The organism is Methanothermobacter sp. CaT2 (assembly GCF_000828575.1).
In the GTDB taxonomy this organism is placed as follows: domain Archaea; phylum Methanobacteriota; class Methanobacteria; order Methanobacteriales; family Methanothermobacteraceae; genus Methanothermobacter.
The window spans coordinates 632,681-651,113 of record NZ_AP011952.1; the positions used below are offsets into that span (position 1 = coordinate 632,681).

Below are 18,433 nucleotides of genomic sequence, written 5' to 3' on the forward strand. Positions count from 1 at the left end.
GCCCATTTATGTGCAGTGGATACTGGCGATTTCATCGTCTGTGGGTACCGGTGTCAGATACAAGCTCCACCTGACGTACTAAACCCTCTCAATGACCCTTATAACCCTTGTGAGGCTCCTGTGCATCCTCATTGAGTACCTCTCCCTGATGCTGAATCTTTCATCAATGAGGCTCTCCAGGTCGAGGTAGTGGGGTGCTGCCATGCAGATCATGCCCCCCTCTGCAAGGTTTGAGTGTGCAGAGTCCAGGAATTCCCTGTAAAGCTTCTCACTCTTCTCACCTGCAGTTGAAGCTGATATGCCGTAGGGAGGATCGGTCACTATGGCGTCGACCTTCTCGTCGAGCCTCAGATCCCTTGCATCAGACCTTATAACCTCGAAGTCGGTTATCCCGTAATGCTGAAGGTTTTCACGGGTGCCCTCAACCATCCTCCAGTCTATATCGGCCCCCACAACCCTCACACCCATGAGGCCCGCCTCTATGAGTATCCCGCCTGTACCGCAGAAGGGGTCAAGGAGCCTGTCACCTGCCTTCACCCCTGAGAGGTTGACCATGCACCTTGCGAGTTTGGGGCTCATTGAACCAGGGTAGAAGAATGGTCTCTTGTGGGGTCTGGCCTGGTTGAAGTGTTCCTTGCTGATGACTGCGAGCCTCCTTGTAAGGATGAACCTGTCATCAATGAGTACCGGTCTTATCAGGGTCCAGGGCTTCTCAAGGTCAACCTTCAGTCCCGTATCCTCCTTTATGATCGCTCCGATGGTCCTCTCGAGTGTCCTGGAATCCACATCGCCACACAGTTTTTTTATCCTCACCGCGAAGCTTTCCCTGACGTATTTGCTCCAGTCAATTTCCGCTGCAGCATCATCCAGATCATCAGCAGCCGCATATCCTATGACCTCAGAGATCTCATGGGCATAGGCTAACCTTTTTTTAAGGATCTTCCATGTACTCCTGGGAGCATCTATGACCTCATATCCACTTCCGGATTCGATAACACTGAAATCTATCCCCTCCGACCTCAAAACGGACCTTAGTTCCGCCGATGGGAGTTCAGGGTGCTCCTGTGAGAGTAACACCATCATTTCCATATTCCTGCCACCTTAGACGTGATGATGGATGGTATTATCCTGAACAGGATTCCCCTCTTCAGGAACTCCCTGATGAGGGGTGTCTGTCTGTCCATGTCCCCGTATTCTGATATTATATCCTCTGCACCGTACTCCTTCATCTTAAGGAATATGTGGTCAAGGTCCTTGTCTGAGAGTAGTCTGAAGGTCCTCTGAACCCTCATCTGGTTCTTCATCTCTGACATGTGGATCTTCCTGCAGGCATCCTCATATTCTTTGAGGTCTGCATCTCCCTCAAGGACCCCCTGGATGACCTCTGCCGCCACCCCTGCAGCACGGGAAGCCAGGACTATGCCCCCACCAGTTGTGGGTTTAACCTGCCCGGCAGCATCTCCAAGAAGAATGCATCTCCCCCTTACGAGTCTCAAATCCAGGTCTGGTCTGGGGATGAACCCATGGTGGGACTCAAGGATCTCAAAGTCGCTGCTGAGGTCTGAGAGGAAGCCTTTAAGGAATTCCTTCAGGTTCTGCTGGGGTCCGAAGACACCCACCCTCGCCGTCTGTTCATCTATAGGTATCCTCCACATAAAGCCTGGAGAGAGGCGGGAGTCAACCTTGAGGTCCACGAAGTCAGTGTCCATCTCACTGTCCCTGAACCTCACAAGGTACTGTCTCGCATGGTACCTGCTGGGTGCGGCGGACTGCCCCCTTGCATCCACAAGAACATCCGCACTGAGTTCATCGCCATTTACCCTGACATGACCTGTTTTCTCATTGAAATCCCTCACCGCAGTTCCCTTCGTCAACTCTGCGCCTGCTTCCCTCGCGAGTTCTGCCAGGTGCTGGTCATAGGCTGTTCTGTCAATTACATGGGCCTCTGGTCTGTCCTTAGAAACCCTGAGTTTTATGCCTGATGGTGAATGGAGAACAGCACCCCTCACACTGTTCAGTATAAATTCATCAGGGAGCACGTTAACCTCCATTATTCTGTGTGATACGAGTCCTGCACACTGAAGTGGCAGACCGATTATCTTCTTCCTCTCAAAGAGGCCAACCCTGAATCCTTTACTGGCTGTGAGCCTTGCAAGGGTTGAACCGGCAGGCCCGGCCCCCATTATGAGAACATCGTAATCAGTCATCCCTGCCCTCCCTTCTGTATCTCTTAAATTTCCTTGAGTGTCTCTCCATTATGGATTCATCACCGCGCCTATCCACCGCAAACTTACCGTCAGATCCCATGGATTCATCACCGCGCCTATCCACCGCAAACTTACCGTCAGATTCCTTCTCATCCTCAGGGGTCTCCCAGAATTCCGGGTCTGCAAATCCTGGCTCTCTCCTTCTACTGGATGATAGTTCCCTGAGGATCTCCTCTGCATCATCATATCCCCTCTCTGTGAACCTGCTGATATGGTACTCGATCTTTGAGGGGGATGGTGCATCCCTGAGTATTATGTTGGTGCCCTCGTGGCCCCCATGGATCTCCAGATCCGCAGAGTCAAGGAGCCTCTCTGTTATGCTCTGTGAGAAGGATACGTCCACTATCTTCCTGTGGTTTATGTAGTACCTCCTCTTCCAGAGGACCCCCTCCTCAACCATGACCCTCTGGTCGGTGATTATGTAGCGCCTGTTCCTCCAGGAGATCACATCCCAGAGGATGGAGAGGAGGATTATGATTATTATACCCGTAAGAAGCCATGCGACCTTCTCAGCTACTGTGACACCATAATTTGCAATCAGGACATTGTCAAGTGCTCCGGCTCCCTCAACTATCCCCTGGAAGAGGTATAGTATTATCACGGCTGACAGGGCCTTTATTATGGTTGATTTTGAGTTGAGGATGAACCGCGGCCTTGTCTCATATAAAATTCTCTCACCTGGATGTAACCTGTCCCTGCCAAACATGTTATCACAGAACTGACATATAGTTGTTAAAAGAAGTTAACTACAATGAGGATTAATTTGTTGTATATGTTTTTATATGTAATGGTTGGAGATGGATTCCCTCTGATGTCTCATTTAATGTATGTTAGATAGCTGGTGTGGAACCATGGAAAGGATAGTTATCGGTGAGACCCGCATAAATCTCAGGACAGAAATAAGGAACCATGGACTCTCTGGATTCGTTCTGGGAGAGAGGATGAAGCTCATGGATTATATCCGGAGAAATCCCGAGTTTTTAACATCCCTTGAACCTGTTGTGGTGTCTGAGGGCCCTCTCATCGTCAGGATGATGTCCCGGGCCTCACGGAAGGCTGAGGTTGGACCCATGGCAGCGGTTGCAGGGACAATATCCCAGCTCTCACTCATGCACCTCATGGGTAAGGGTTCCCGGTGCAGCATAATCGACAACGGCGGTGACATCGCCCTTGTTAACAACCGCAAAATCACTGTGGGTCTCTATGCTGGATCTTCATCACTCTCAGGGACTGTGGGCTTCCTTCTGAAGCCAGGCGGTCCCAGGGGTATCTGCACATCCTCGGGGACTGTGGGGCACTCCATAAGCTTCGGGAGGGCAGATTCTGTGACAGTTTTCGCATCTGAGGCCAGCACAGCAGACGCCCTTGCGACCTCAATAGCAAACAGTGCGGATGGCCCTGATGATATATCAGCCGTTGAGAATGCCCTTGAAAGGGCTGATGACTTCAGGGAGCATTTCCGGGGTGTTATGGTTGTGGTGGGTGAACATGCAGGTACCGTCGGCAGAATACCTCGACTTGTAATGACTGATAGAAAGGCTGTTCTTGGTGACCTCTGGGATGAGGTATAGGAATAACTGAAACCATAGCAGATACAATTCCGACACAAATAACTGAATAAGTAATTCTCTAACTCAAATTAGAAGAGCACTTGATTCTAAGAACAGAATTTAATGTGATAAGTTAAAACACTTTAAAAAAGAAGTGGGGTTATAGGATTACAGCCTCAGATCGCCCATCAGTCATCACTTCTCAGAGCTCATAGGGTTCATCACAGGCCATAATAAGTATTAACCGAACATCACGCCGGTTTCCTGTTTGTATTCCTCCTCCTTCTCAACACCCATTATCTTATCAACGGCATCCATGAAGTCAGCCATTGTGACCTCATCACGCTCCTCCCTGATTGCAAACATACCTGCCTCGGTACATATTGCCTTTAGGTCTGCGCCTGATGCCCCATCGGTTATCCTTGCAAGGAGTTCAATATCGACCTCCTCTGCAAGGGCCATTCCTGAGGTGTGTATCTTGAGTATCTCCCTTCTACCATCCTCATTTGGTAGAGGTACCTCAATGAACCTGTCAAATCTTCCTGGACGGAGGAGTGCCGGGTCAAGTATGTCCGGTCTGTTGGTTGCTGCAACTATACCGACGTTACCCCTTGATTCGAATCCATCAAGCTCTGCAAGGAGCTGCATGAGTGTCCTCTGAACCTCCCTGTCACCGCTTGTTGAACTCTTAAGCCTCTTGGCTGCCACGGCGTCAATTTCGTCTATGAATATTATGCTTGGGGATTTCTCCTTGGCCAGCTCAAAGACTCCCCTCACGAGCCTTGCGCCCTCACCTATGTATTTCCTGACGAACTCGGATGCAACTATCTTTATGAATGTTGCATTGGTCTCATGGGCGACGGCCTTTGCCAGGAGGGTTTTACCTGTACCAGGTGGTCCATAGAGGAGTACGCCCTTGGGTGGCTCTATACCTATCTTTTCAAACAGTTCCGGTTTTTTGAGCGGTAATTCAACTGTCTCCTTGACCTCGCGTACCTGTTCCTCAAGGCCACCTATCTGCTCATAGGAGACATCTGGTTTTTCCTCGACTTCCATACCCGTCACAACGGGGTCCTTCTCAGATGGAAGTACATCCACTATGCTGAAGGTCTGCTGGTTCAGTGCAACCCTTGCACCGGGCTCCAGCTGCTTTCTATCTATGAATCTTGAATAATTTATTACGAAGTGGGGTCCGGTTGTACTCTTAACTGCGACCCTGTGATCATCAAGAACCTCTGTTACTGTGGCTATGACCAGTGGAGGGGTTCTGAACCTTTCGATTTCACCACGAAGGGATTTAACTTCCCTGTCAAGCCTTGTCTTCTCATTTTCAATTAAAAGTTTGTCCTTCTCAAGTTTTCTGATTTTCCACATCAGATTTCTTTTTGTCTTGGAGTTTTCCTCTTTAAGCATTCTAACTTCTTTTTTGAGGTCCTCAATCTTTTTTAATACATTCTGGGAGTTATTTTCCATGATTTTAGAACACTCCTATTTAAATTTTGTTGTATACTATCTTGTTTCTAGTAATATTTAAATATTGGGGTGGGATAAATCTAGTATAAAATAAAAAGGGATCTTCATGAGATGCGAGATTTGCGGTAAAAAGATTGTTGGAAAACCTTTAAAGACAAAAATCGACAGTTCAGTCATGGAAGTATGCAGGGAATGCTCAAAGTTCGGTAAAATCATCAGAGAACCCACAACACCCCGTAAAAAAAGTTTCAGGAAGCCCCAGAAAAGGTCCAGGAGACCTATGGATACCGTGTACGAGGTCGTTGAGGACTACGGAAGGATCATAAGAAGTGAAAGGGAGAAGAGGGACTGGTCAAGGGAGGATCTCGCTGAGAGGATCAACGAGAAGGTATCCGTCATAAACAGGATTGAAACCGAGAGGATGGAACCCGATATTAAGCTCGCAAGGAAGCTTGAAAGGCTCCTCAAAATAAAACTCCTTGAAAAATTTGAGGCCGATGATCTGGAGAAATCAGAGGGTGGCGGGTTCCGTGGAGCCACGATAGGTGACATTGCAAGAATAAAGAGGGGTTAAAGTCCCAAAAAATTATTTCTAAAAATTATTTTAGACACCCACGGCGGATATTGCAGGAATAAAAATGAATTGAAGTCCATTTCTAAAAATTATTTTTAGAATCCGATTTCATCTGAATTTTCTCTTCAACTACCCTTATGGGAGTAGTAGCCCCTGAGGACCCTCAGACCGCCGAACATCTCCCTGAGGTCATTGTATTCATCGTATTCACTGCTAACCACCATCACATGTGCTGGGGGGTGTATCCTTCTGATGGCCATTATGCTTCTGGTGTCATCATCTTCCACCTCAACGGCTGCCGCCACAGAGGACTTCATGCGGAGTTCCCCGAGTATGGATGATGCCATCCTGTCTGCAATATCATTCCTCAGAATCCTGGGTTTTCCACGGACCTTAAGGCCAGCATGCCTTTCAAGGTCCGCTATGGCGTTCAGAATCTTTTTCCTGCTATCTGCCCTCAGAATTATTAGAGACACGTTTTAACCCCTTCTGAATGAACTTATAAGGCTGCTCCTGAAGAGGACGAGGAGCACCATGATGAATCCCAGTGCCGTCTGGATGTTACCGAGTATCTCAAGGAGCCCTGAACTAACGGGCAGTTCCATCGGAGGGGCTGTCCTATCATCCGGTAGGGGTGTGTAGTAGACACCCACAGCCCTTGAACTTGGCTTCACATTTATGTCCTTTGGCTCCACATAGTTGACTCCCACAAGGAACCCGTTCTTTATGGCCCTGTTTATGGATCTGGCTATTGCCTCTGCACTGTAACCGTTCTTCTTCACCGATGCCCTCACAATCTCCTGGGTTGTCTGAACAACACCGGCCTCCTCTGTCCCGTAGACCGAGACAGATACAGAGCCGTTGGTCACGGTTATGGCGTCCTTGAGAGCCTCATATGCATAGATAACCTTTAACTTGCTGCCATCCACCGGACAGGTCTGGTAGTTCTCTGCAGCAGGGTACCCTATGCTCCAGCCACACTCATCGCATACCTTGACGTAGGGTTCATCCATTGGGTAACCGGTCTCATTGAGGTCCGCTGGTGTGAACATGTCCCCTGTGGATACCCCTGAGACAAGGTTAACTGCACCACCACCATACTTTTCACCGGCGTCCTTTGAAACCTCCTCAAAGACCTTTCCCACGATGTAAGTGGCAGAGTAGCCGTCCCTTATCATCTTACCTATGTTAACGGCTGTCTCCTGACGTACACGGGTTGCTGTACCATACTTGGGGTTTCCATGCGTGTTCCTCAGGTGTATTATGGCTCCCCTCTTACCTGGAGGAAGAACCGCAAGACCCCCAGAGTAGGGTGTAACTGTTATGGTACCGTCATCCTCCACGATAACCACGTAGGCATCGAAGGAACCACCCACAGCTGCACCTATGCTGGGACCTCCGCACATGACCCTGATTCCCTGGTAACTGTTGGCTGCTGATGCCGCCTCAGCCGCTGTTGCACCATTCTCCAGGCGGTTTATAACGTCCATTATTGCCATGAGCCTCGGTGTTGATGCACCTTCACCACCTGAGAGGACAGCGAACCTCTTCTCCTTGGACATGAGGAAGGTTGACTGGAACATGTTCTGGGCGAAGGACATACTCCCGGCTGCAGCACCATTAGGATCCGCTCCTGTGGGGTCTGTGATTACAATAACGTTCATTGTGGCGGATACCGGACCTATAAGCAGGTTGAAGATGAATATGAGAGCTAACAGTCTACCGAGCCTGTTCATCAGCCCACTCCCCCTGTTCTGTTGGTAACTTTAACCGTGGCGAAGTCCTCGATAACATTAACAGTGACTATGCCTGTTCTGGTGTCCACCTTCACATCAGCGGCTGCTATGGGCGTTACACGGGTGCCGGGAATTGTTGTCATCTTAACAAACTTCTCGGCATTCTCCATCGCCTCTGAAAGGGGAACCTTTCTCTTGGAGGTTACAAGCACCTCTCCCTTTATGTAGCTTCCGGGCCGGAAACCCGCAGCATATACATTTGCTTTTATGGAGGACAGTGGAACTATATCGTTACCCTTAACTATGACACCTGCTATTGGAACTCCACCTGTATCCTCCATTGATGATGCGTAGGCAAGATAGGTCATAGCACGACCTGAGAGGATCAGGATGAATGCCAGCAGGAGTATCACGAGGGTATCCCTTCTGATCTTTATGAGCATAACAGTTCACCTTTAACTGCGTTTCATCACAGTTACTGAATAGTTAGTTCTCTGACTCCATCTTTATAAAGATTGACCACAGAAATGAACATCCATCCAATGCAGAGCTGAAACCGGACCCCCTGAATCCACCGCAGAGATGGACTCCCGATCACGGCTGAGACCAGGAACCGTTACAAGCTGCGATACAGTAGTCACATCCTGATCTCATCTATTATCCCTGCAGCCGGGTCCATTCCCTGGGCTCCGAGGAGGAGGATGGTATCATGGGGTTTCGCGGCATCCAGCACCATCCTCAGGGCGTCCCTGAGTTTCTCCACGTGGATGTAGGATGCACCCCTCTCATCAAGGACCCCAAGGAATGCTCTTCTCTCATTTTCAAGTACCCTGTTCTGTTCATCAACAACGTCACTGCTTGAGGTTACTATGAGTTCTGCATTGAGGCCCCTGAGGGAATCTGCAAGGGCGGCTGCGTTCATCACATTTATATCCTCTCCACGGGAGCCCCTGATGGCATTCACCACCCACAGCCTCCCCCTGAGATTCGCTGCAGCGCTCCTCACGGTGGACCTGATACCTGAGGGGTTGTGGGCGAAGTCGTCTATGACAAGGGGCTCAGTCATGAGGACCGAAAACCTCCTCTTGAGGGGCCTGTATGTTTTAACACCCATCCTTATGTCCTCGGGGGAGAAGCCCAGTTCCAGACATGCTGCAGCGGCAGCCAGGGTGTTCTGTATGAAGTGCTCACTCCTGAAGGGGAGTTCCTCTGCAGGGATTATGAGGTCCCCTCCAATGTGGATGCCCTCCCCATCATACCTCACAGGGGAGTCCGAGCCGTAAAAGACCACACTGAGACCCGGGTTCACATGGGCCATTGCCCTCACACGTTCATCGTCGGCATTGAGTACAGCCACCCCAGATTCGATGGCCCTCAGGGCCCCTGCTACCTCCCTGAAGACATCTTCCACAGATTCAACAAGTCCTATATGGTCCATTGCAACGTTTGTTATGACGACCACCTCAGGCCCTATGGCTGCGGTCATCATGCGGGCGTGGTCCCTCATGACCCTTCCAAGCCACCCCTGCACCTCTGAGACCTCTATAACCATGAATTCAGGTGCCCCATCAGATGAGGCCTCGGCTATCTGCTGTGATACCACAGGGTCTATGAGGGTGTTGAACTCTGACCTTGAATCTGTGTTTGTGTAGGATGAAGCACCGGTGGTCTCTATTATATGATGGATCATGTGGGTTGTGGTGGACTTCCCATTGGTACCCGTGACCACAACCCTTCTGGAGGAGGGGGCGAATCGCTCTATTGTCCAGGAGAGTGCAAGGGCATTTGCATTCTCAATCCTGTCAACGAGGATAACCGGGAGCCCGTGCTCTTCGGCTAGCCTGGAAGACTTTCCCCGGAGATCCTGGGTTATGATGGCGGATACACCCCTTTCTGAGGCGATTTCAATGCCCTTCTCATCGATCCAGTGTCTTATAACAATGTCACCTGCTTCAGCAGCTCCAAGAGTCGTGAATATCCCCCGAAATGCCCTATCTGGACCTTTGAGTCTTCCTGAAATCTTATCTGCGATTTCATGGAGATACATGACCTTCACCCATCAGAGGATACTCCCCGTCATGTAGAGTCCCAGTGCACAGACAATCAGCGTTATGAGCCAGTAGAGGAGCACTATCCTCCTCTCGGACATCCCACGGTAGTGGAGTGTGTGGTGCAGCGGTTCAACCGGCAGTCTTATAACCCCTGCACGGTGGAGGAGGCTCACGATAACCGAGACCACAGGCACTGCTATTGCAAGGACACCGAAGTAAACCGTGTCTGTGAGCATCACTGCAGTTGCATAACCTGCCCCCAGGGCAAATGAACCGGTATCACCCATGAATATGCTCGCGGGGTGTCTGTTGAATACGAGGAACCCGGCACACATCCCGGCCAGTGCCAGGAAGGGCAGGGCCTGACCCGATAGGCCAAGGAAAATTGCGCAGGATAAGGATGCTATGAGCATTATCCCGGCTGCCATCCCATCCATTCCATCTATGAGGTTAACTGCGTTTATGGCCCCCACCATACCTGCTATGACGATGGGTGCGGCTGCAAGACCCAGGTAGAACCCTCCGAGCTTACCAACAGCTCCTGAGAGTACAAGGAAGACACCTATCAGTAGCTGGGCCAGTATCTTCTCACCCTCACTCACCTCATTCTTTATTGGAGCCTCACCAACCACCTCAACAAGTCCCTCAGAGAGCAGAGCCTCAACATCCCTCTTTGCCTTGTCTGTTGCCGCCCTTGCCTCCTCTCCGGGCTTCAGTACAAGCTGGCCAACCTCCAGGGGCCCTTCAGATACATTCCTTATTATCCTCTGGACCTCCTTCACCTTGAGGCCCAGAAGGTCATCCAGAAGGCCTACAATTGCTGCTGTGAGGACTATGAGTGATGTCAGGACGAGGTAGGGGTTGTTTCGATAGAGTACCGTTACAAGGAGGAGAGCCAGTAGCATCCCAAGCCCCCCCATTGTAGGTGTTCCTGCCTTGTGGCTGTGCTCAGTGACTATTGGTTTATCACCAATATCCGCACTCCTCAGAATGTTCCTTATAAAGAGCGTGAATACTGCAGCTGAAACAGTGCTTATAATGAAAACCATCAAAAACTCCATCATATCACCTGCCTTCTGTGTACATCAAGATCACCAAGTTTTTTAATGACCAGTTCAAGCAGTTCAGGATCATTGGCCCCCACAGTTACCCTCATATGGTTCCTCGGGCCGTGAAGCACCCATCTTGTCCCATCTGGCATGACGGACTCCAGGTCCCCGGGGTTACCTATGGGTATCTCAACAGCATAATGGTTCTTCCTCCTGATTTCGGCCGGTTTCCAGTTTCCTGCTGCCATGTCCACAAGGCAGTGCATGGGATTTATCCCTGTTGCCGCCTCTGAGATGTACCTGGTCCCGCTTGGACGTGTATTGACCTCTATGGCATAGAGTTTTCCATCCTCCGAGACTATCATGTCAACATCGGTGTTACCCTCAGCACCAAGGAGTTCGGTGACTTCTGAAGCCATTGCAAGGGCCTCCATTCCATCGAATCCCCTGATAATAGCGGGGGCCCTCTTCACCTTCCTCAGGGGGTGCAGTCCGTCCATCCTTGTGTCTCCCTTATCAACGGCCACCAGGGGGAGGGTTTCATCATTCCATCGGAGTACCTCAACGGATATTTCACGGCCCTGTATGTATTCCTCCATGAGGGCATGGTCATGGGCGTGGAGATACTCCCTGACATCAGAAGGGGTGGCTGCGACCATCACGCCTGAACCGCCCTGTCCCTCCCTCTGCTTGAGAACCACCGGCATTTCAGTTACATCATCCGGTGAATCGATTAAACCGTATTCCGGCGTTCTTATCCTGTTTCTGGAGAAGAACTCCTTGGTTTTAAATTTATCTGTGGATATCTCAGCAGCCTCCGGCCCTGATGCAACCACCGGCACTCCGTAGTCAGCCTCAAGTTTCTCCTTGAGCCAGGCCACATCCCTGAGGGGTCCGTCGACACCTATCAGGGGTACCACCGCATCAACGTCCTCCCTGAGCGCTATTTCCAGAGGGCCCTCCATGCCCCTGGGCACTATGTGGTATGAATCGGCGAGTTCAAGGTTTGGAGCGTCTGGATTTGACTCGGAGAGAATGGTGGTCACACCCATCGCTGAGGCGTACTCTGCAACGTCATTGAAGAGTCTTGAACCTATGAACAGAATCCTCATGATGATCACTCAAAAAAATCAAGGACTGGTTTACTCTTTGGTGGGATCTTATAAAAACTTAATCTTGACCGGTTGAGTTCAGGTAAAATTCATCCAGAATTCTCAATACCCTCAAAATACAGGGCTGATTGAATTCAACCCTAAAAATCATCCGCAGCTTCCAAAGTCATCAAGGGCAGAGATTATCATCCCTGCGAGGTCATGTACAGCGTCTTCAACCGCGGGTGAGAGTCCAGTCCCAAATTCAAGGTTTTCTGGCTGTACACCCATGAGGGCAATCCTGTAATCACCCTGATCCTCAAGGTACCTCACAAGGAAGGATAGGGGCATGGCATGGGTGGATATGCTGTACTCTGATATACTATCCCTCTCAATGAGCCTTACGGTTCCCGGCTCCTCTCTCATCTCAACAGCGTCCACAATCAGTATGTGGCTCGGTCTTTCGGAGCGTATTTTTCCTGTGAAGTTTTCAGGCACCGTGCCCGCATTGATAACGAGATGTCCCCTCTCCTCCATTGCCTCCTGGATGAGGGACGCCAGGTATGGGCCAAGGCCATCATCGGACCTCAATTCATTCCCGACTGTGAGGACGAGGAGCCTTCTGCAGTCAGTGAGAAAATCACTCAGAAGCCGCTTCAACATGATAGAAACCACCAGAAATAATCAGATAAATCATATGATGGATGCTTCAACCGAATCAAGGCCGCCACCCATCCTGTATGAAAGTTTTATCTCGACCTCACCTTTATCTCCGGTCTCCCCGAGGGGTATGATGAGCGGGGGGTTCATCATGGGTGTGGGACCGCATATGATTCCAGGAGCCGTCAGGGTAAAGGATATTATTCTGATAGCGTTGAAGGGACTCGATGCCTGCAGCTTCAATGAACCCCTGAAAATCTCAGGGAGGTCCCCCCTGAACTCGACCCTGTCATAAACCCTCATTGGACCTGATGAGGGTTGTGAAAGATTTTCATCATACATGATGTTCTCAAAGTTCACGGTGACGGGTTCTGCTGCATTGAAGACTGCCTGTGGTATTACAGTCCCATCATCCCTCAGGAACCTTAGGGCCCTCCTTAGAACCGGGACCTGCTCCTCATCTATGAGTGCTGTGTCAAGCATCTCACATATGATCGTGTCAGCCGCAGTGAATTCATAGTGCAGGGCGTCCTCGTTGACAACACTGACGTTATCCAGACCTGATAGGTTCTCCCCTGCACATGCAGCTATCTTCGGATCCCTTTCAATTGCAATGACACGATCAGCATACTCTGAAGCAAAGAATGAGAGGATCCCGCTGCCTGCCCCGAGGTCATAGGTGAGGCCCCTGGCCCTGGATGATATGGCCTCGCGGAAGGCTGCGAGGCGTTCATGATCCCCCAGAAGGTTTCCGTGATACGGTGTGACCCTGAATCTCATTTAGTTACTGAAGGCCTTGCTGGATCAGTGTTCATGTTCTATTTTCTGTTCGTTGATGTGCTGGTGAGCCTCACGTGTTCAACGCCCTTGAGCCTCATCATCTTCTCGGTGAGTTCCCTTATCTTTGCAACATCTCCCTTAACCACTATGACCTCAAGGCAGTGTCTTTCGGTCATGTGTACGTGCATAACAGCGTTGATGTATTCACGGTAGTCGTGCTGTATGTCTGCAAGGTCCTCCATGACCCCTGTGTAGTGGTGGTCATAGATCACAGCAATAATACCGATTCGCTCACCTTCCATTTCATTCATCCACTGGTACCTTACAATGTAGTCCTTAAGGGCGTCTCTTATGCCCTTTGATCTTGACTGGTAGCCACGATCCCTTAGAACTTCATCAAATTCATTTAAGAGCTTTTTTGGTAGAGACATGCTTATTCTCATCATAACTATTACCCCACAAGTGGTTTGATATGAATTTATTATATTATTATTCTAAAGTCATATTTAAACTTTTTTAGCTTGCAGTATTGTCTGCAGAAAACAACAGGTTATTACATGAATAATTAACACGACTATTTAAATTCATCGCAGACACCATGGCTGTCCCCGAGGATAAAAAGATACAGTGATATCGGCACCGGCAGAATTGAATAACAATGCCCTCAGGATAACAAAGCATAAAAAGATACAGTGATATATTAATTAGAAGTATGACTTTGAGGGATTTCAATGAAGGTTAAAGAAGCCATGAACCCTGAGATAATAACTGTGAGCCCCGAGACAAGGCCCCTCGAGGCCTTCGAGAAGATGTACAAACATGGAGTCCGGAGACTGTTCGTACTCGAAGATGATGGTAAACCTGTGGGTGTGGTATCCTACACTGACCTAATAGGAGTTCTTGGAACCATAAAACCCGACAGTGAACACCCTGAGAGGGACCTTAAGGTGAGGGACATCATGGTGGATGAGGTGATAACCATCTCCGCAGATGACAACATAGAGGACGCCGCCAACCTCATGCTGAGGGCTGATATATCAGGACTCCTTGTAATGGATGATGAAAGACCAGTGGGAGTCATAACAAAAACTGACATATGCCGGCTGGTTGCAGCTGAGATACTGGTTCCCTCCTGATGTCCAGGAGTGAGTGACCACAAGTAACTGGAGGTCCCCATTGAAGATTATAACCAGAAAGGAAAACATGGTCTACAGGGAAATCAGGTACATGCAGCTTGACCTTAACGCCCCCGTATCTGAGGATATGCTCAAAAGGAACCTTGACCTGCCAGAACACGAATACCATGACACCATCACAGCTCTTGAGAATAAGGGACTTATTTCACGGGAAAATGGCCGTATAGTGGCCGAAAACCTCGATGAAGAGGTCAGGGTGATGGAGACCCAGGAAGATGTCAGGGTCGCTGAACTCAACCAGATCGAAGAGGAGGCCCTCAGGATCCTCAGGGAAATCGGGAGTGGAGCTCCAATCCCACGCTACCTCCTTGAGGGCCACCTCCTCTACGGTCCTCTTAAACTTGGGACCAGAAGGATGTACAACATCATCCTCTCCCTTGAAAACAGGGGGCTCATTGAAAGGGTCCTGCTTGAGGATGGTGAGTACTACCGTCCAATCATGGAGAAGACAGAAAATTGATCCATGGATTTAAAGTCCCTGCCGGGTAAAAACAGGGACTAGAGCTCCAGGTCCCCGGTTACAGGGAGACCCCTGAGCCATCCGAGGTCGCTCTGGTAGAGCATCCTTATATCCTTTATATCAAATCTTATCATGGCAAGCCTCTCTATACCGAGACCAAAGGCGGCTACAGGTGTTTCAACTCCCAGAGGTTCCAGGACCTCGGGCCTGAACATGCCGGCCCCACCAAGCTCTATCCAGCTTTTTTTCTCCGGGAGATAGATTTCACATTCGGTTGATAGGTATGTGTATGGGAAGTAGGCCGGTCTGAACCTGACCTCAAATCCAAGTTTCCTGTAGAACTCCCTCAGTATACCCAGAAGATTCCTGAAGTTAACCTCATCCCCTGCAACGATCCCCTCAACCTGATGAAACTCAGGGAGGTGCTTGTAGGTGATGGTCTCCCTCCTGAAAACACGTCCAACAGAAAACATCTTGAGGGGCGGTTCGTTCTCACTGAGGAACCTTGCAGATACGCAGGTCGTATGGGTCCTAAGCACGCTCTGCCTTGCAACATCTCTGTCCCATTCGTACTGCCAGCCCTCTGATCCTGTTGAACCGCCGGTTTCATGTGCGTCCTGCACAGCCCTTACAAGGTCCTCACAGGGGAGATCCGTGACGGCGGGGTTTTTAACATAGAAGGTGTCCTGCATCTCCCTTGCAGCGTGGTCCTGGGGCTGGAAGAGGCAGTCAAAGTTCCAGAAGGCAGACTCGACGATGGGGCCCCTTGATTCTGTGAATCCAAGTTTAAGGAATATTGACCTTATCTCATCGATTATGCGCCTCAGAGGGTGCATCTTTCCCGGGTAGACCAGAGGGTACTCTGCATCAATGTTGTATCCCCTGTAGTGGAGTTTTCTCCAGGCCCCGCTCTTGAGGTGTTCATGGGTGACCTGTGTTGCCTCCTCAACTATCTCGATTCCCCTTTCAAGGAGTTTCCTGCCCTCTGTGGTGAGTTCAATGGTATGCCTCTTAATTTTCCTTATATCAACTATTCCCTTCCGTCCCTTAAGATCCTTCAGTGCACCCCTGAGTTCATCAGGGAGTTCTCTGATCCTCACGGATCCCCTTTCAAGTAAGAGTTCCAGCAGCCTCTCATCCGCACCCCTTTCAGGTGTTCCATCGCTCACCGCTGAGACCATCCCCTGGCTTATCCTACCCCATCCCTTCCTCATGAGCCAGCCAATACCAATACCTGCCTCTTTCTTATCAAGACCCGCTCTCCTGGAAAGTTCTGACATTTCAAGCTCTTCTTCACCTTTAAGGGCCTCAATGAGTCTGCGCTCAGGAAGTCCCTCCCTGGCACAGGACTCTCCATCCTCTGTGAGGGATACAACCTCATCCGCGTCCTTCAGAACCCTCACAAATCCCCTTGATTCAAGTGCGCCTGACGCACTCATGACAGATTTTATATCAATTTTCTGGGATTCTGCTATTTCTTCAGGCTTTAATGGTTTATCTGAGCCTTCGAATGCTTTCAGAACCTTCTTCTCGTAAATGTGAAGCTGGTCAATGATCCTGTCAAGATCCATCATAATAATTCTCCTCCAGTTTACTCAAATAAGCGTTTCAACCCAGTTCTGAGTAGTAATCAAGTAATCCAACCATGACAGAGGAAGCTGTGAGATCCGCGGTTGTCCCGGGGTTCCATCCCATCCGGTAGAGCTTCCTGTCAAATTTCTCAACCCTCCTGAGACCCGCTGCAGTGAGCACACCTCCCCTATCAACGATGTCTGAGGCTTCCTCTGAAACCTCCACGGCGATCTTCTCGCCATACTTCCTGGATATCAGTGTGTCGGGGAATCTTGAAAGTATGGTCAGGAATGTCTGGACCACGGCCCGGTTCATGCCATGCTTCTCCACGGTTCCCTTAAAGACCGGGAAGCCGACGTTGAATGTAACCGGCATGCTGGACGTTAACTCCCTTGCAATGAGGTCCCAGTCAGCTGACATCTTGAGGGTGTCAAAGAGGGTGATGTTCTCATCGATTATCCTCTGCTGTGAAGCAGGGTCATTAACGTCGAGGGTGTCATGTTCACCCATTCCACCGGCCTCCGCAGTTGAAATGGCCCTGTAGAGGTTAACAGCGTCCCCTGATGTTGTCTGAAGTATAAGACGGTTTACCTGCTCCCTGAGTCCCTGGAGATCCCCGCTGTCAACCATCCCTGCGGCTGCTGAGAGGGGTGTGAGCAGCATTATGATACCAAGGTTTGTATTGGTTGAAACCCACCTCCTGGTGTCCTCAACCGCCCTGAGTATGAGCTCTCCCAGCCCGAGGGTCGAAAGGTCAAGAGTATCCCTCAGTTTCTCCCCCCTCTCTGCTGCCAGTCTCATGGTATCACCTGTGACTATCCCGCTCACGAGGAAGTCCTCGTAGACCATATCATCGAAGTCACGGGTCCTGTGGACATTGCCTGGTTTCGGGTATCCGCTGACCTCAAGGACAGAGGCCAGTTCTGCTATCCTTGAAACATGGAGGGGATCCATCTAGATCACCCCCAGGAGATCAGGTGCGAAGTGTGATATTATAAGATCTGCACCTGCACGTTTTATTGATAATATGGATTCATATATGGCCTCATCAGTGAGGTATCCGCTCTTTATGGCCGCCTTCAGCATTGAGTACTCGCCACTGACGTTGTATGCTGCAAGTGGCACGCTGAACCTCTCCCTGACCTTACCTATAACATCAAGGTATGCCAGGGCCGGTTTCACCATGAGTATATCAGCACCCTCCCTGAGGTCCAGTTCAGCCTCAATGAGGGCCTCGTCAATGTTGGCAGGGTCCATCTGATAGGATCTCCTGTCACCGAAGGCAGGGGCCGATGATACGGCGCCCCGGAATGGTGCATAGAATGCTGAAGCATATTTAACCGCGTAGGACATTATCAGGGTGTCCTGGAAGCCTGCATCATCAAGGCTCCTCCTTATGGCTGCCACCCTACCATCCATCATATCCGATGGGGCCACCACGTCTGCCCCGGCCTCGGCATGGGATAGGGCTATCCTTGAAAGGACCTCCAGGGTCTCATCGTTGACGATTTCGCCATCCACGACGATACCGCAGTGCCCATGGCTGGTGTACTGGCATAGGCAGACATCAGTCATGACCACAAGGTCTGTTTCCTCCTTGAGCCTCCTCACAGTCCTCTGCACAACACCGTGGGGGTCATGGGCTGCTGAGGCGAGCTCATCCTTGGCTGATGGCATTCCGAATATGAGTACGGATGATAGTCCCTCATCCTCAAGTCTGGATGCCTCGGAAACCGCATCATCCACAGAGTACCTGAACTGGCCTGGCATTGTATCTATGGCCTCCACATCACCCCTTCCAAGTTTTTCACTCACAAACATGGGGTATATGAGATCCGATGGGTGCAGCCGTGTTTCTCTAAGGATATTCCTTATCTGTGGACTCTTACGTAACCTTCGCATCCTTTTTGTGGGAAACTCCATATTATCACTCACAGGTAACTGTTGGATTCATTGTGATATTTCTTATTACAT

At 50.0% G+C, this 18,433-nt stretch carries 20 protein-coding genes; 4 read left to right on the forward strand and 16 right to left on the reverse strand.

Features of this window, described 5'->3' with window-relative positions; all coding sequences use genetic code 11:
* Positions 1–78 precede the first annotated feature (78 nt).
* Genes MTCT_RS03230 through MTCT_RS03240 form a run of 3 tightly spaced genes read right to left on the reverse strand, consistent with a single transcriptional unit; the run spans position 79 to position 2,973 of the window.
* Positions 79–1,083, reverse strand: a complete 1,005-nt coding sequence (locus MTCT_RS03230) for a TIGR01177 family methyltransferase (protein WP_231855357.1) — start codon at positions 1,081–1,083, stop codon at positions 79–81.
* Positions 1,080–2,207 carry a geranylgeranyl reductase family protein gene (locus tag MTCT_RS03235; RefSeq protein WP_048175459.1) on the reverse strand — a complete coding sequence of 376 codons (1,128 nt, stop codon included), beginning with the start codon at positions 2,205–2,207 and terminating at the stop codon, positions 1,080–1,082. The genes MTCT_RS03230 and MTCT_RS03235 overlap by 4 nt, the downstream gene beginning before the upstream one ends.
* Complete coding sequence (locus tag MTCT_RS03240; protein WP_048175460.1) at positions 2,200–2,973, reverse strand: PH domain-containing protein; 774 nt, start codon at positions 2,971–2,973, stop codon at positions 2,200–2,202. The genes MTCT_RS03235 and MTCT_RS03240 overlap by 8 nt, the downstream gene beginning before the upstream one ends.
* A gap of 145 nt (positions 2,974–3,118) precedes the next feature.
* Here MTCT_RS03240 and MTCT_RS03245 point away from each other — a divergent pair, with 145 nt between their 5' ends.
* Positions 3,119–3,838: a UPF0280 family protein gene (locus tag MTCT_RS03245; protein WP_048175461.1), complete on the forward strand. Its 720-nt coding sequence runs from the start codon at positions 3,119–3,121 to the stop codon at positions 3,836–3,838.
* A gap of 219 nt (positions 3,839–4,057) precedes the next feature.
* On the opposite strand, the gene MTCT_RS03250 is transcribed toward MTCT_RS03245, so the two are convergent.
* Positions 4,058–5,290 carry a proteasome-activating nucleotidase gene (locus MTCT_RS03250; RefSeq protein ID WP_048175462.1) on the reverse strand — a complete coding sequence of 411 codons (1,233 nt, stop codon included), beginning with the start codon at positions 5,288–5,290 and terminating at the stop codon, positions 4,058–4,060.
* A 106-nt stretch (positions 5,291–5,396) separates the two neighbouring features.
* On the opposite strand from MTCT_RS03250, the gene MTCT_RS03255 reads away from it, so the two are divergent.
* The gene (locus MTCT_RS03255; RefSeq protein WP_048175463.1) at positions 5,397–5,864 is read left to right on the forward strand and encodes a multiprotein bridging factor aMBF1; all 468 of its coding nucleotides are present in this window, start codon (positions 5,397–5,399) and stop codon (positions 5,862–5,864) included.
* 125 nt (positions 5,865–5,989) lie between these two features.
* On the opposite strand, the gene MTCT_RS03260 is transcribed toward MTCT_RS03255, so the two are convergent.
* From MTCT_RS03260 to nikR, 9 genes are all read right to left on the reverse strand, one after another.
* Entirely contained in the window at positions 5,990–6,340 is a 351-nt protein-coding gene (locus MTCT_RS03260; RefSeq protein ID WP_048175464.1) for a DUF356 domain-containing protein, read from the reverse strand.
* A 3-nt stretch (positions 6,341–6,343) separates the two neighbouring features.
* Positions 6,344–7,600: a hypothetical protein gene (locus MTCT_RS03265; protein ID WP_048175465.1), complete on the reverse strand. Its 1,257-nt coding sequence runs from the start codon at positions 7,598–7,600 to the stop codon at positions 6,344–6,346.
* On the reverse strand, positions 7,600–8,043 hold the full coding sequence (locus tag MTCT_RS03270; protein WP_010876372.1) for a hypothetical protein: 444 nt from the start codon (positions 8,041–8,043) through the stop codon (positions 7,600–7,602). Before MTCT_RS03270 ends, MTCT_RS03265 begins: the two co-directional genes overlap by 1 nt.
* 194 nt (positions 8,044–8,237) lie before the next feature.
* Positions 8,238–9,647 (reverse strand): Mur ligase family protein, encoded by a 1,410-nt coding sequence (locus MTCT_RS03275; protein ID WP_048175466.1) that lies wholly within the window; start codon positions 9,645–9,647, stop codon positions 8,238–8,240.
* A gap of 12 nt (positions 9,648–9,659) precedes the next feature.
* Positions 9,660–10,715, reverse strand: a complete 1,056-nt coding sequence (locus MTCT_RS03280) for a glycosyltransferase family 4 protein (RefSeq protein WP_048175467.1) — start codon at positions 10,713–10,715, stop codon at positions 9,660–9,662.
* On the reverse strand, positions 10,712–11,812 hold the full coding sequence (locus MTCT_RS03285) for an acetyl-CoA carboxylase biotin carboxylase subunit family protein (protein WP_048175468.1): 1,101 nt from the start codon (positions 11,810–11,812) through the stop codon (positions 10,712–10,714). Before MTCT_RS03285 ends, MTCT_RS03280 begins: the two co-directional genes overlap by 4 nt.
* 147 nt (positions 11,813–11,959) lie before the next feature.
* Positions 11,960–12,454: a hydrogenase maturation peptidase HycI gene (hycI, locus tag MTCT_RS03290; protein ID WP_048175469.1), complete on the reverse strand. Its 495-nt coding sequence runs from the start codon at positions 12,452–12,454 to the stop codon at positions 11,960–11,962.
* Between the two features lie 30 nt (positions 12,455–12,484).
* Positions 12,485–13,231: a methyltransferase domain-containing protein gene (locus MTCT_RS03295; RefSeq protein ID WP_048175470.1), complete on the reverse strand. Its 747-nt coding sequence runs from the start codon at positions 13,229–13,231 to the stop codon at positions 12,485–12,487.
* A 38-nt stretch (positions 13,232–13,269) separates the two neighbouring features.
* A complete protein-coding gene (gene nikR, locus MTCT_RS03300) occupies positions 13,270–13,674 on the reverse strand; it encodes a nickel-responsive transcriptional regulator NikR (protein ID WP_048176566.1) in 405 nt (134 codons plus the stop codon).
* Positions 13,675–13,962: 288 nt separating this feature from the next.
* Between nikR and MTCT_RS03305 the strand changes: the two genes are divergently transcribed.
* A complete protein-coding gene (locus MTCT_RS03305; RefSeq protein WP_010876379.1) occupies positions 13,963–14,367 on the forward strand; it encodes an HPP family protein in 405 nt (134 codons plus the stop codon).
* A gap of 40 nt (positions 14,368–14,407) precedes the next feature.
* Positions 14,408–14,887 (forward strand): hypothetical protein, encoded by a 480-nt coding sequence (locus tag MTCT_RS03310; RefSeq protein ID WP_231855359.1) that lies wholly within the window; start codon positions 14,408–14,410, stop codon positions 14,885–14,887.
* A gap of 38 nt (positions 14,888–14,925) precedes the next feature.
* On the opposite strand, the gene MTCT_RS03315 is transcribed toward MTCT_RS03310, so the two are convergent.
* The 3 genes from MTCT_RS03315 to hemB are packed head-to-tail and all read right to left on the reverse strand — an operon-like array spanning position 14,926 to position 18,382.
* Complete coding sequence (locus MTCT_RS03315) at positions 14,926–16,461, reverse strand: phenylalanine--tRNA ligase subunit alpha (protein ID WP_048175471.1); 1,536 nt, start codon at positions 16,459–16,461, stop codon at positions 14,926–14,928.
* A 34-nt stretch (positions 16,462–16,495) separates the two neighbouring features.
* Entirely contained in the window at positions 16,496–17,413 is a 918-nt protein-coding gene (locus MTCT_RS03320; protein ID WP_010876382.1) for a triphosphoribosyl-dephospho-CoA synthase, read from the reverse strand.
* Entirely contained in the window at positions 17,414–18,382 is a 969-nt protein-coding gene (gene hemB, locus MTCT_RS03325) for a porphobilinogen synthase (protein ID WP_048060891.1), read from the reverse strand.
* Positions 18,383–18,433: the final 51 nt, after the last annotated feature.